Consider the following 12,491-nt stretch of genomic DNA (forward strand, 5'->3'; position numbering starts at 1 on the left):
GCGAGGATCGTCGATATAGTAAGCATGCTTAGTATATCGGTTGAGGAAGTGCGCGCCATCGGGAATTATGCGGAGCCTGAATTGCGCGGGCTTCAGCGCTGAAAAACGGCGGCCTTTCGTATAATCCGCCCATGAAAACCCAACTCGATGAGCGCTTCGGCTTTCTGATTTCCGACGTCGGCCGTCTGACCGGCAAGCGTTTCGACGACCTTGCGAAGTCCTCAGTCGACCTGACGCGCGCGCAATGTCGCGTGCTCGCCTATCTCGCGCATTACGGCGACACCAATCAGGCTCGGCTTGCTGACCTGCTCGAGGTCGCACCGATATCGGCGGGCCGTCTGCTCGACCGCATGGAAGAGGGTGGCTGGATCGAGCGGATCGCCAACCCGCAGGACCGCCGCGAACGGCAGGTCCGCATGACGCCGAAGGCCGAGCGCACCCTCGGCCGGGCGCGCAAGGTCGGCGACGAAGTTGCGCTCGAAGCGCTGAGCGGTTTCACCGACGAAGAAGCGAAGCAGTTGATCGCCCTGTTGCAGCGGGTGCGGGGCAATCTGAGCCGGTTGGTGGACCGGTGATGCATTGATATCGCGGCTCGATCGAGGGATCCGCGACGCGTCACCGAGCAGGCTGACTCGATCGTCGCGCGGATGCGTTAAATGGAGCGCGGCCCTAGTCGGGCGGTGGCGCCCGCGTCGCGATCGCCCCGCGATCAGGGGCGCCACATGAATCAGGTCATTGCGTTTTCCCGCACGACGGCCGTGCGAGTCATGCGGTTGCCCGCGCGACGGCTACTTCGACTCGGGAGTTCCCGCCGCTCCAGACGGCGGAACCAGTTCGAAACAGACTGGCGGCGCGACAGACGTTTTCGTTTTCGCGTCAGGCTGCTGCGGGTCGAAGCATTTGAAGGCGCTCTGATCGCGCTGGACGAAAATCGTGTCGGCCAGGCCGGCGCTGCCTTGAGCGCCGTTCACGACAGCGACGATTTTGTAGCCGTTCTGCAGCAGCGTGGATAGCGTGGTCGCGCTCGTGCGCCATTGGCTGTCGGACGGGGTCTGGGCCTGAACGGCCGACGCGGCAGCGCCGCCGAGAAGCACGATGGAAGCGGTGGCCACGGCAAGTGTGGCGGTGCGGAACGTCATCAAGAAACCTCCTTGAAGTTGCTGTAGTTGCAGTTTGGAAAGCCAAAACAAAAAAGCCGCTGAACCTTGCGGATCAGCGGCTTTTTCTTGCAACTGGTGGCGAATCAGGGACTCGAACCCCGGACCTGCGGATTATGATTCCGTCGCTCTAACCAACTGAGCTAATTCGCCGAAAGAAGCGAGATTATGCGGACGCCGCCGGAGGCTGTCAACCCCCGGCGCACAACTTTTTCAAGTTGCCGCCGCTATCAGGCGTTTCAGTCCTTCGCGTAGATGTCCGAGTCCTTGGTTTCCTTGACGAACAGCATGCCGATCACGAAGGTAACGAGCGCGATCACGATCGGATACCACAGTCCCGAAAAGATATTGCCCTTCGCCGCCACGATCGCGAACGCGGTCGCCGGCAGGAAGCCGCCGAACCAGCCGTTGCCGATGTGATACGGCAGTGACATCGACGTATAGCGAATGCGCGTGGGGAACATCTCCACCAGCATCGCCGCGATCGGGCCGTAGACCATCGTCACGTAGATCATCATGATCGTCAGGATCACCACGCTCATCGGCCAGTTGATCTGCGAGGGATCGGCCTTCGGCGGATAACCCGCGGTCTTCAGCGTCGTCGCGAGCGTCTTGTCGAACGCCTTGCCTTGATCCTTGGCGTCGGCGGCCTTGCCGTCGTACGTGTTGATCACCGTATCGCCGACCTTGATCTCCGCCAGCGTGCCAGCCGGCGCGGCGACGTTCTCGTAGTTCAGGCCGGCCTTCGAGAGCGCGCTCTTGGCGATATCGCAGGAACTCGTGAACTTCGAGGTGCCGACCGGGTTGAACTGGAACGAGCACTCGTCCGGATTCGCGATCACGACGATCGGCGCCTTCGCGGTTGCAGTTTCCAGCGCCGGGTTGGTGTAGTGCGTCAGCGCCTTGAACAGCGGGAAGTACGTGCACGCGGCGATCAGCAGGCCGGCCATGATGATCGGCTTGCGGCCGATACGATCCGACAGCGAGCCGAAAAACAGGAAGAACGGCGTGCCGATCAGAAGCGCGATCGCGATCATGATGTTGGCGCTGCTGCCGTCCACCTTCAGCGTCTGCGTCAGGAAGAACAGCGTGTAGAACTGGCCCGTGTACCAGACCACCGCCTGGCCGGCGGTCAGGCCGATCAGCGCGAGAATCACGATCTTCAGGTTTTTCCACTGGCCGAAAGCTTCGGTCAGCGGCGCCTTGGAGGTCTTGCCTTCTGCCTTGATGCGCTCGAATACCGGCGATTCATGCAGTTGCAGACGAATCCACACCGACACGCCCAGCAGGAGGATCGACGCGACAAACGGAATGCGCCAGCCCCAGTCGCCGAACGCTTCTTCGCCCATTGCCGTGCGCACGCCGAGAATCACCAGCAGCGACAGGAACAGGCCGAGGGTAGCAGTCGTCTGGATCCAGGCCGTGTAGAAGCCGCGGCGACCCGCCGGCGCGTGTTCGGCCACGTAGGTGGCGGCACCGCCGTACTCGCCGCCGAGCGCCAGACCTTGCAGCATCCGCATGGCGACGAAGATCACCGGCGCGGCGATACCGATCGATGCGTAGCCCGGCAGAAAGCCGACGAGGAACGTCGACAGGCCCATGATCACGATCGTCACGAGGAACGTGTACTTGCGCCCAACCAGATCGCCGAGCCGCCCGAACACGATCGCGCCGAACGGCCGGACCGCGAAGCCGGCGGCGAAGCTGAGTAGCGTGAAGATGAAGGCGGCCGTCGGATTGACGCCGGAGAAGAAGCTCTTGCTGATGAAGGCCGCGAGCGAGCCGGCCAGATAGAAGTCGTACCACTCGAAAACCGTGCCCAGCGACGATGCGAAGATCACCCGTTTCTCTTCGCTCGTCATCGGCACGTGCGAGATTTGCCCGCCAACGGTAGCCATATGTCGTCTCCAATATTGATATGCACGCGGTCCGCCGGTAACGGCGTTCCCGTGAAACCGATTATTGGAGTGGAAACTTACGGCGTACTGACGTGGGGAGGTGAAATCGCAGCTTGCGGCGTACAGCGCGATTTCATTCAACGCGCGTCAATTAATATTCAAAATCGCGCAATGCGCAGTCAAAGTTTCTTAATATTGAGATGGCGCGTGTGCGCTTTCAGGAGGCGTTAGGGTAAGTCCTGTCCCGCTCGTGGATGTGCAAGCTGACACGTACGAGCGTCCCGGCAAGCCGCGGCGAGGTTTGATACACGTTGTCGTCGATCGTCAGCTCGCCGCCGTGCATGGTCGCTATCTCGCGCACGATCGCAAGCCCGAGGCCGCTGCCGTCGCCTTCTCGGCCGAGAATCCGGTAGAAGCGCTCGATCACCCGCGAACGCTCGGCGACCGGAATGCCGAGCCCCGTATCCTCGACTTCCAGATGGACGAGGCGGGCCGGCGCATCATGCCGCACCCTGACGGTGATGCGCCCCCTCGGCGGCGTATAGCGGATGGCGTTGTCGATCAGATTCGACAGCATTTCGCGCAGCATGACCGGATTGCCGTCGACTTCGACGGGCTCGTCTGGCCCCTCGTAGCCGAGATCCATCTCCTTTGCGAGCGCGGCCTGAACCCAGTCGCGCACCGCGCTGCGCGCCACTTCCGTCACTTCGACCGGCGTAAAAATCTGGCCCGACATGCGGTTCTCCGCGCGCGCCAGCGCCAGCAACTGCGTGACGAGCCGTGCGGCGTGCTCCGAACTGGTGGCGATCTGTTCGAGCGAGCGGTGAACTTCGGCGGAGGCGTCCTGGCGCAGTGCCAGTTCGGCCTGGGTGCGCAGGCCGGCAAGCGGCGTTTTCATCTGATGCGCGGCGTCGGCGATAAAGCGCTTTTGCAGCTCCATGTTCTGTTCGAGGCGCGTCAGCAGATCGTTGAACGAGGTGACGAGCGGCTCGATTTCGGGCGGCGCGCGGCGCGCTTCGAGCGGCGAAAGGTCGTCCGGGCGGCGCGCGCGGATATGCGCTTGCAGCGCGTGCAGCGGCGCGAGGCCGCGCGAGAGGCCGAACCACACGAGCAGGATCGCGAGCGGCAGAATCACGAACTGCGGCAGGATCACGCCTTTGATGATGTCGTTGGCGAGCTGGCTGCGTTTGTCGAGCGTCTCGGCGACCTGCACCAGTACCGGCTGCGCACCCGGCGTCTGCGGAAACTCGACCGTGGTATAGGCGACGCGAATGTCATTGCCGCGCAGCACGTCGTCGCGGAATTCGACGAGACCCGGCTGCGGCCGGTCTTCCTCGTGTGGCAACGGCATATCGCGCTCGCCGCCCACGAGTTCGCCGCGCGTGCCGAGCACCTGGTAGAACACGCTGTCCACATTGTCGGTGCGCAAAAAATCGCGAGTGGAATCGGGCAGCGACAACTCGGCCACGCCGTTGACCGGATGGATCTGGCGGGCGAGCACGTAAGCGTCGGTTTCGAGCGCGCGGTCGAACGGGCCGTTCGCGATCGACTTGGCGACCAGATACGTGACGGCGAGGCTCATTGGCCACAGCAGCAGAAGCGGCGCCAGCATCCAGTCGAGAATCTCGCCGAACAGCGAGCGCGGGCGTGCTTCGGCGGCAGCTTCGGTTTCGTCGGGCGGGGCGAACGGGTTGGCGTAGCGCTCGTCGCGCGCCTCGTCGAGGTCCGCCGCGTGCGCCGTAGCGCGGTCTGCGCGTGCGGACATGGGCGTCCTCTATTTGTAGTGGTGGCTCGCCGGCATCGGGCCGGACGGCGGCGAGGCGGGCGGTTCAGGCTCGGCGGGCGGGGGCGTGCTCATGGCGTTGGTGCTCGCGTTAGCCGGCGCAGCCGCTTTCTCGAGGCAGTAGCCCAGCCCGCGTACGGTGATGATACGCACGCCGCTCGGCTCGATTTTCTTGCGCAGGCGGTGTACGTAGACCTCGATGGCGTTGTTGCTGACTTCCTCGCCCCATTCGCACAGGTGATCGACGAGTTGTTCCTTCGAGACCAGCCGGCCGATCCGTTGCAGCAGCACTTCGAGCAAGCCCAGCTCGCGCGCGGACAGGTCGATCACCTGCTCGTTGATGTAGGCGATCCGGCCGACCTGATCGAACGACAGCGATCCGTGCCGCACGACCGTCGGGCCGCCGCCCGCGCCACGCCGCGTCAAGGCGCGCACGCGTGCCTCGAGTTCGTTCAGCGCGAAGGGCTTGGCCATGTAGTCGTCGGCGCCGAGGTCGAGACCCTTGACGCGTTCGTCGACGCTGTCCGCGGCGGTCAGAATCAGCACCGGCATATTGGAGTTACGCGCGCGCAGGCGGCGCAACACCTCCAGCCCGGACATGCGCGGCAGGCCCAGATCGAGGATCAGCAGGTCGAAAGTTTGCATGGACAGCGCGGTGTCGGCCTCAACGCCGGTCTTCACGTGGTCGACGGCATAGGCCGATTGGCGGAGTGATCGAACCAGACCGTCCGCGAGTATGCTGTCGTCTTCGGCAATCAGAATTCGCATGGTGCGCCAGCCTGGCCTTGCCGGCACCGCGGGATGTCCCCCGGCGCACAGCGGTCTCCGAAAATTATTGTGGGTAGTGGGGTGGCGCGACGGTAAAAATGCGTGTTCGCATGAGAATCGCGCTTGCCAAAACTACTGTTTTTTTATACAGTATCTGAGTTTCGTGTGCTGTCCTTCAAAAGTGACCTGCACATCTGCCTCAGACGCCGTTCATCATAGCAAAGGACGATTCATGGAAGAAAGCAAGAAAGGCTCGGCTGGACTGACTGCTGAAAAGAGCAAGGCACTCGCTGCCGCACTCGCGCAGATCGAAAAGCAGTTCGGCAAAGGGTCGGTCATGCGGCTCGGCGCAGGTGAGGTAGTCGAAGACATCCAGGTGGTTTCAACCGGATCGCTCGGCCTCGACATCGCGTTGGGCGTCGGCGGTTTGCCGCGTGGCCGTGTGGTCGAAATTTATGGCCCGGAATCGTCCGGTAAAACCACGCTGACGCTGCAAGTCATTGCCGAAATGCAGAAGATCGGCGGCACGGCGGCGTTTATCGACGCGGAACACGCGCTGGACATCCAGTACGCGGGCAAGCTCGGCGTGAACGTGAACGACCTGCTGGTGTCGCAGCCGGACACGGGTGAACAGGCGCTCGAAATTGCGGACGCACTGGTGCGTTCGGGCTCGATCGACATGATCGTGATCGACTCGGTCGCGGCACTCGTGCCGAAGGCTGAAATCGAAGGTGAAATGGGCGACTCGCTGCCGGGTCTGCAAGCGCGTCTCATGTCGCAGGCGCTGCGCAAGCTCACCGGCACGATCAAGCGCACGAACTGCCTCGTCATCTTCATCAACCAGATCCGCATGAAGATCGGCGTGATGTTCGGCAATCCGGAAACCACCACGGGCGGTAACGCGCTGAAGTTCTACGCGTCGGTGCGTCTGGACATTCGCCGTATCGGTTCGATCAAGAAGAACGACGAAGTGATCGGCAACGAAACGCGCGTGAAGGTTGTCAAGAACAAGGTGTCGCCACCGTTCAGGGAAGCAATTTTCGACATTCTGTACGGCGAAGGCATCTCGCGTCAGGGCGAAATCATCGACCTGGGCGTGCAGGCCAAGATCGTCGACAAGGCCGGCGCGTGGTACAGCTACAGCGGCGAACGTATTGGTCAGGGCAAGGACAACGCGCGTGAATTCCTGCGCGAAAATCCGGATATCGCTCGCGAGATCGAAAACCGTATCCGTGAGTCGCTGGGCGTGAATGCCATGGCTGAAGCGGTGACCGGCGCAGGCGCAGAAGTCGCAGACGAAGAAGAGTAACCATCACGTGATACGCAAGGGCCGGCCGTTGTCCGATACCGGACGCCACGCGGACGGCCCGCGTGATGAAGACAACGAGTCGTTCGATCCATTCGAATCGTTCGACGCACACGATCGCGCTGCGGGCCGTAGCCCACAGCGCGCTCAGTTTGAATCCTCCCCGTCATCCGGCTCGGATCCCTCCGAGACCACCTACACCCGCTCGCGTCGCGTTCCAGGTGAGGCGAAACCCGGGCAAGACGAAGCCAAAAAATCCCAACGTCCGGCACGGTCGCTGAAAGGGCGCGCGCTCGGCTATTTGTCCCGCCGCGAATACAGTCGCACCGAACTCGCGCGCAAGCTGAAGCCGTTCGTCGAGGAAACTGATTCGCTCGAAACCTTGCTCGATTCGCTCGAAGCCGAAAACTGGCTGTCCGATTCGCGCTTCGCGGAAAGCTTGATCCATCGCCGCTCGTCGCGGCTGGGTGCGAGCCGTATCGTCGGCGAACTGAAGCAGCATGCGGTCGACCAGACCCTCGTCGAAGAGGCGAGTGCGCAATTGCGCGAAACCGAACTCGCGCGTGCCCAGGCCGTCTGGCGCAAGAAATTCGGCCGGCTTCCCGAAACGCCCGCCGAGCGGGCCAAGCAGGCCCGCTTTCTGGCTTCGCGCGGATTTTCGGGTGCAACCATCGGCAAAATCCTCAAGGGGATTGACGAGGAGTAGGCCGGCGACTAAACCGCATCGGTCTGTGTCCCGCGTCTAAGCCCGTTGGGACGGTGTCTTCCGCGCTCAGCCGCCTGTGGCGCGCCACCGCGCATTCCGACCTGTCTCAAATACCCAGTATGCTAAAATTCATGGGTTTTCCAATCCGGCCTTTCCTTCCCGCATGCCGCTCTCCCCGCCAGTGTCCCGTCAGTTGCGCCATCGTCGCGCAATCAGAGCGGAAGCCTACGAGCGAGCCGATGGCCTGTGGGATGTGGAAGCGTGCTTGACCGACGAAAAACCGCGTGATGTGGTGCTTGCGTCGGGCGTCCGGCCCAATGGTCAGCCGATCCATGAACTCTGGCTTCGCATCACCATCGATCGCAAGCTCAATGTCGTCGACGCCGAGGCGTCGTCCGACTGGGTGCCCTATCCAGGGTTGTGCCAAGCCAGCAATCCCGCCTACCGTGCCCTCATCGGGCTCAATCTCCGCCAAAACTTCCGTCGTGAATCTGCCCGTTTGCTCGGCGGCACGGTGGGTTGCACGCATCTCACCGAGTTGTGCGCGATCCTGCCGACCGCCGCGATTCAGGCATTCGCCGGCGACGTGTGGAACACCGGTGACAGCACGCCGGGCGCGAACGCGGGTTCAGGGGGCGAATCGTCTAACAGCACAGGCGAGCATTCCAACGACAAACCGCCATTCCAGCTGGGACGCTGCCACGCGCTGCGTTTCGACGGCGAGGCGGTGCAGCAGTTTTATCCGCGCTGGTATGGCCGCGCTCCGTATACAGCGGATCGCGCGGCATCGTCAGGCGACGGGGCAGTCCGCCAGGCAGGCGAAGGCGGCAACGCGTCCGGCATGAACGACGGCAGCGGAAACGAAGTTCAATCCAACTCTCAGACTGAAGGGAATCACGCATGAAGATTCACGAGTACCAGGGTAAGGAAATCCTGCGGAAATTCGGCGTCGCGGTACCGCGCGGCAAGCCGGTCTTCTCGGTGGATGATGCGGTCAAGGCCGCGGAAGAGCTCGGCGGCCCGGTATGGGTCGTGAAGGCTCAGATCCACGCGGGTGGCCGTGGCAAGGGCGGCGGCGTGAAGGTCGCCAAGTCGCTGGATCAGGTTCGCGAGTACTCGGAACAGATCCTCGGCATGCAGCTCGTCACGCACCAGACCGGCCCGGAAGGCCAGAAGGTGAATCGCCTGCTGATCGAAGAAGGCGCTGACATCAAGAAGGAACTGTATGTCGGCCTCGTGATCGATCGCGTGTCGCAGAAGATCGTCGTGATGGCATCGAGCGAAGGCGGCATGGACGTCGAAGAAGTCGCGGAAAAGACGCCTGAGCTGATCCACAAGATCGCTGTCGACCCGGCAACCGGTCTGAAAGACGCTGAAGCCGACGAACTGGCCACGAAGATCGGCGTGCCCGCCGCTTCGCTGCCGCAAGCGCGCGCGATCCTGCAAGGCCTGTACAAAGCATTCTGGGAAACCGACGCATCGCTCGCGGAAATCAACCCGCTGATCCTGACCGGCGACGGCAAGGTCATCGCGTTGGACGCCAAGTTCAACTTCGATTCGAACGCACTGTTCCGTCACCCGGAAATCGTCGCGTATCGCGATCTGGACGAAGAAGATCCGGCTGAAGTCGAAGCGTCGAAGTTCGACCTCGCGTACATCTCGCTCGACGGCAACATTGGCTGCCTCGTGAACGGCGCCGGCCTCGCAATGGCAACGATGGACACCATCAAGCTGTTCGGCGGCGAACCGGCGAACTTCCTGGACGTGGGCGGTGGCGCCACGACCGAGAAGGTCACGGAAGCGTTCAAGATCATGCTGAAGAACCCGAACCTGACTGCGATTCTGGTCAACATTTTCGGCGGCATCATGCGCTGCGACGTGATCGCGGAAGGCGTGATCGCGGCGTCGAAGGCCGTCTCGCTGAAGGTGCCGCTCGTGGTCCGCATGAAGGGCACGAACGAAGACCTCGGCAAGAAGATGCTCGCTGAATCCGGTCTGCCGATCATCGCGGCAGACAGCATGGAAGAAGCGGCTCAGAAGGTCGTCGCGGCCGCTGCGGGCAAGGCGTAAGCCTCGTCCCGAGCGCGTTTACCAGGATTACGAATGGCGGCGCGTAAATGGCGCATGAGCGGCGCGGGCGAAGAATGCCTTGCCGCGCGGCGCAATGGCGCGACGCCAAACGAACAGAGGTCAATACATGTCGATTCTGATTAACAAAGACACCAAGGTCATCACGCAGGGCATCACCGGCAAGACCGGCCAGTTCCACACGCGTGCTTGCCGTGAATATGCAAACGGCCGCGAAGCGTACGTTGCAGGCGTGAACCCGAAGCGCGCAGGCGAAGACTTCGAAGGTATTCCTATCTACGCTAGCGTCGCTGAAGCCAAGGCTGAAACGGGCGCAACCGTGTCGGTGATTTACGTTCCGCCGGCAGGCGCTGCTGCTGCGATCTGGGAAGCGGTCGAAGCCGATCTGGATCTGGCGATCTGTATCACGGAAGGCATTCCTGTCCGTGACATGATCGAGCTGAAGGCTCGTATGCGCGCTGAAAACCGCAAGACGCTGCTGCTCGGTCCGAACTGCCCGGGTACGATCACGCCGGACGAACTGAAGATCGGCATCATGCCGGGTCACATCCACCGCAAGGGCCGCATCGGCGTCGTGTCGCGTTCGGGCACGCTGACGTACGAAGCAGTCGGCCAATTGACGGCGATCGGCCTCGGCCAATCGTCGGCAGTCGGTATCGGCGGCGACCCGATCAACGGTCTGAAGCACATCGACGTGATGAAGATGTTCAACGACGATCCGGAAACGGACGCCGTCATCATGATCGGCGAGATCGGTGGTCCGGACGAAGCCAATGCTGCTGAGTGGATCAAGGACAACATGAAGAAGCCGGTGGTCGGCTTCATCGCTGGTGTCACGGCGCCTCCGGGCAAGCGCATGGGCCACGCTGGCGCGCTGATCTCGGGCGGTGCGGATACGGCTGAAGCGAAGCTGGAAATCATGGACGCGTGCGGCATCAAGGTCACGAAGAACCCGTCGGAAATGGCGCGTCTTCTGAAGGCAATGCTGTAAGTCGAAATTCACGCGCAGTCACGGCGTGTTTTTTGATACGCTTACGAAACCCTTTCGTGAGCGTGCGGTTCAAAAAGCGGGGGAGTGTAGACTCCTCCGCTTTTTTATTGGCCGCGCGCCGGACTTTTTCTTATTCTTTCAACCATGCTCGAGTTCTTCGCCACGCTCCATTGGGGCGCTGTCATTCAGATCATCGTCATCGACATCCTGCTGGGTGGCGATAATGCCGTCGTGATCGCGCTGGCCTGCCGTAATTTGCCGCCGTCGCAGCGCACGAAGGGCGTGTTGTGGGGGACGGCGGGCGCTATCGTGCTGCGTGTGGCGTTGATCGCGTTCGCAGTCGTGCTGCTCGATGTGCCGTTGCTGAAGTTCGCCGGTGGCCTGTTGCTGCTGTGGATCGGTGTGCGCCTGATGGCGCCGGCGCACGACGCGCATGAGAACGTCAAACCGGCTGACAAGCTGATGTCGGCGATCAAGACCATCATTGTCGCGGACGCGGTGATGAGCCTCGACAACGTGATCGCGATTGCGGGCGCGGCCGAGTCCGCTGATCCCGAACACCGTCTCGCGCTGGTGATTTTCGGCCTCGTGGTGAGCATTCCGTTGATCGTGTGGGGCAGTCAGCTGGTTCTCAAACTGCTCGATCGCTTCCCGATCGTCATCACACTCGGCGCCGCGTTGCTGGGTTGGATTGCGGGCGGCCTGATCGTCAACGACCCGGCTGGCGACCGTTGGCCGATCCTCGATACGCCGTGGGCCGAATACGGCATGAGCATCGCGGGTGCGTTGTTCGTGGTGATCCTCGGTTATCTGCTCAAGCGTCGCAATGCCAATCGCGCAGCGGCGTGAGCCTTCGGCGCCGATGCGAGCGCGTCTCATGCGCCGCTGCGAAGCTGAACCGAACCACGCCGCAACGTTAGCCGTTCGGCTGACTGTGTGACGAGAGCGCTACTGGATACGATTGAAACGCCTGTTCCCAATCCGCGGAGCAGGCGTTTTTCGTTTCAGGAGCCTGCCGACGATCGTTACTTTGCCGTATTCCCCTTACTCCCAGTCCTTGCTGTCCCCGCGCGCGCGATTCGGCCGGGCGGGCTGGCCTGCGCGGCTGGCGCGTGCCTGCCGACGCCTCGGTTCCGGCTTCACGCTGATCGAACTGATGATCGTGCTGGCAATCGTCGGCGTGATCGCCGCCTATGCGATTCCCGCGTATCAGGACTATCTGGCGCGCAGCCGCGTCGGCGAAGGGCTTTCGCTGGCGGCGTCCGCACGGCTGGCCGTGGCTGAAAACGCTGCGAGCGGCAATGCGTTCAGTGGCGGTTACGCCTCGCCGCCTGCCACTCGCAATGTCGAGTCGATCCGGGTCGACGACGACACCGGCCAGATTACCGTCGCCTTCACAACGCGAGTCGCGCCCGCGGGTTCGAACACGCTCACGCTCGTGCCGTCGGTTCCTGACAATGCGGACGCGCCGACTGCGCGCGTGGCGCTGAGCAAGGGCGCGGTGCAGGCGGGAGCGCTCACGTGGGAATGTTTCGCGGGCGGTAAAACGGTATCCTCACTGCCGGCGCCGGGTGGCGGACCGGCACCTGCCGATACGCCTAGCCTGGCGTCGAATCTCGCCCCGCCGGAGTGCCGTTCTTGAGTGACGGCGAGATGACGGGCAGCGCGGGCCAAAGCGTAGTCGCTCGCACGTAAAAGGCTGATTTCCGGGATATTTCAGCCCGGCCGGCGCACAGCAGGAGAATTTTTTTGTATAGTGCGCCGGTTGGTGCGACACGCATGCTCGTGTCCGGG

12 protein-coding genes and 1 tRNA gene are annotated in these 12,491 nt (G+C 62.5%); 8 read left to right on the forward strand and 5 right to left on the reverse strand.

Annotated features, from left to right (window positions below; translation table 11 throughout):
• Positions 1–131: 131 nt before the first annotated feature.
• Complete coding sequence (locus tag P0D71_RS09135) at positions 132–575, forward strand: MarR family winged helix-turn-helix transcriptional regulator (RefSeq protein WP_091799318.1); 444 nt, start codon at positions 132–134, stop codon at positions 573–575.
• Positions 576–788: 213 nt separating this feature from the next.
• On the opposite strand, the gene P0D71_RS09140 is transcribed toward P0D71_RS09135, so the two are convergent.
• The 5 genes from P0D71_RS09140 to P0D71_RS09160 form a co-directional block, all read right to left on the reverse strand.
• Entirely contained in the window at positions 789–1,139 is a 351-nt protein-coding gene (locus P0D71_RS09140; RefSeq protein ID WP_408479870.1) for a hypothetical protein, read from the reverse strand.
• 94 nt (positions 1,140–1,233) lie between these two features.
• A tRNA-Met gene (locus tag P0D71_RS09145) sits at positions 1,234–1,310 on the reverse strand.
• A gap of 86 nt (positions 1,311–1,396) precedes the next feature.
• A complete protein-coding gene (locus P0D71_RS09150; RefSeq protein ID WP_408351659.1) occupies positions 1,397–3,055 on the reverse strand; it encodes an MFS transporter in 1,659 nt (552 codons plus the stop codon).
• Between the two features lie 217 nt (positions 3,056–3,272).
• Positions 3,273–4,820, reverse strand: coding sequence for a sensor histidine kinase (locus tag P0D71_RS09155; RefSeq protein WP_408479774.1), 1,548 nt, complete (start codon positions 4,818–4,820; stop codon positions 3,273–3,275).
• 9 nt (positions 4,821–4,829) lie between these two features.
• Positions 4,830–5,606, reverse strand: a complete 777-nt coding sequence (locus P0D71_RS09160; RefSeq protein WP_408295935.1) for a response regulator — start codon at positions 5,604–5,606, stop codon at positions 4,830–4,832.
• Between the two features lie 232 nt (positions 5,607–5,838).
• Between P0D71_RS09160 and recA the strand changes: the two genes are divergently transcribed.
• From recA to P0D71_RS09195, 7 genes are all read left to right on the forward strand, one after another.
• Positions 5,839–6,915, forward strand: a complete 1,077-nt coding sequence (gene recA / locus P0D71_RS09165) for a recombinase RecA (protein WP_042321135.1) — start codon at positions 5,839–5,841, stop codon at positions 6,913–6,915.
• Between the two features lie 7 nt (positions 6,916–6,922).
• Positions 6,923–7,618, forward strand: coding sequence for a recombination regulator RecX (recX, locus tag P0D71_RS09170; protein ID WP_408479775.1), 696 nt, complete (start codon positions 6,923–6,925; stop codon positions 7,616–7,618).
• A 163-nt stretch (positions 7,619–7,781) separates the two neighbouring features.
• The gene (locus P0D71_RS09175) at positions 7,782–8,522 is read left to right on the forward strand and encodes a DUF2889 domain-containing protein (RefSeq protein WP_091799338.1); all 741 of its coding nucleotides are present in this window, start codon (positions 7,782–7,784) and stop codon (positions 8,520–8,522) included.
• Positions 8,519–9,688 carry an ADP-forming succinate--CoA ligase subunit beta gene (gene sucC / locus P0D71_RS09180; RefSeq protein WP_012434252.1) on the forward strand — a complete coding sequence of 390 codons (1,170 nt, stop codon included), beginning with the start codon at positions 8,519–8,521 and terminating at the stop codon, positions 9,686–9,688. Before P0D71_RS09175 ends, sucC begins: the two co-directional genes overlap by 4 nt.
• Before the next feature lie 127 nt (positions 9,689–9,815).
• The gene (gene sucD, locus P0D71_RS09185; protein ID WP_091799342.1) at positions 9,816–10,697 is read left to right on the forward strand and encodes a succinate--CoA ligase subunit alpha; all 882 of its coding nucleotides are present in this window, start codon (positions 9,816–9,818) and stop codon (positions 10,695–10,697) included.
• Positions 10,698–10,841: 144 nt separating this feature from the next.
• On the forward strand, positions 10,842–11,546 hold the full coding sequence (locus tag P0D71_RS09190) for a TerC family protein (protein WP_091799345.1): 705 nt from the start codon (positions 10,842–10,844) through the stop codon (positions 11,544–11,546).
• Positions 11,547–11,802: 256 nt separating this feature from the next.
• Complete coding sequence (locus tag P0D71_RS09195; protein ID WP_408479871.1) at positions 11,803–12,339, forward strand: pilin; 537 nt, start codon at positions 11,803–11,805, stop codon at positions 12,337–12,339.
• Positions 12,340–12,491: the final 152 nt, after the last annotated feature.

It is taken from the genome of Paraburkholderia sp. RL17-383-BIF-A (assembly GCF_046028015.1).
In the GTDB taxonomy this organism is placed as follows: Bacteria; Pseudomonadota; Gammaproteobacteria; order Burkholderiales; family Burkholderiaceae; genus Paraburkholderia.

Coding starts and splice junctions, on each gene's coding strand:
- P0D71_RS09150 (WP_408351659.1), bottom strand. CDS start 3,055: ATGGCTACCGTTGGCGGGCAAATCTCGCACGTGCCGATGACGAGCGAA.
- P0D71_RS09190 (WP_091799345.1), top strand. CDS start 10,842: ATGCTCGAGTTCTTCGCCACGCTCCATTGGGGCGCTGTCATTCAGATC.
- P0D71_RS09175 (WP_091799338.1), top strand. CDS start 7,782: ATGCCGCTCTCCCCGCCAGTGTCCCGTCAGTTGCGCCATCGTCGCGCA.
- P0D71_RS09140 (WP_408479870.1), bottom strand. CDS start 1,139: ATGACGTTCCGCACCGCCACACTTGCCGTGGCCACCGCTTCCATCGTG.
- recA (WP_042321135.1), top strand. CDS start 5,839: ATGGAAGAAAGCAAGAAAGGCTCGGCTGGACTGACTGCTGAAAAGAGC.
- P0D71_RS09135 (WP_091799318.1), top strand. CDS start 132: ATGAAAACCCAACTCGATGAGCGCTTCGGCTTTCTGATTTCCGACGTC.
- P0D71_RS09160 (WP_408295935.1), bottom strand. CDS start 5,606: ATGCGAATTCTGATTGCCGAAGACGACAGCATACTCGCGGACGGTCTG.
- P0D71_RS09155 (WP_408479774.1), bottom strand. CDS start 4,820: ATGTCCGCACGCGCAGACCGCGCTACGGCGCACGCGGCGGACCTCGAC.
- sucD (WP_091799342.1), top strand. CDS start 9,816: ATGTCGATTCTGATTAACAAAGACACCAAGGTCATCACGCAGGGCATC.
- sucC (WP_012434252.1), top strand. CDS start 8,519: ATGAAGATTCACGAGTACCAGGGTAAGGAAATCCTGCGGAAATTCGGC.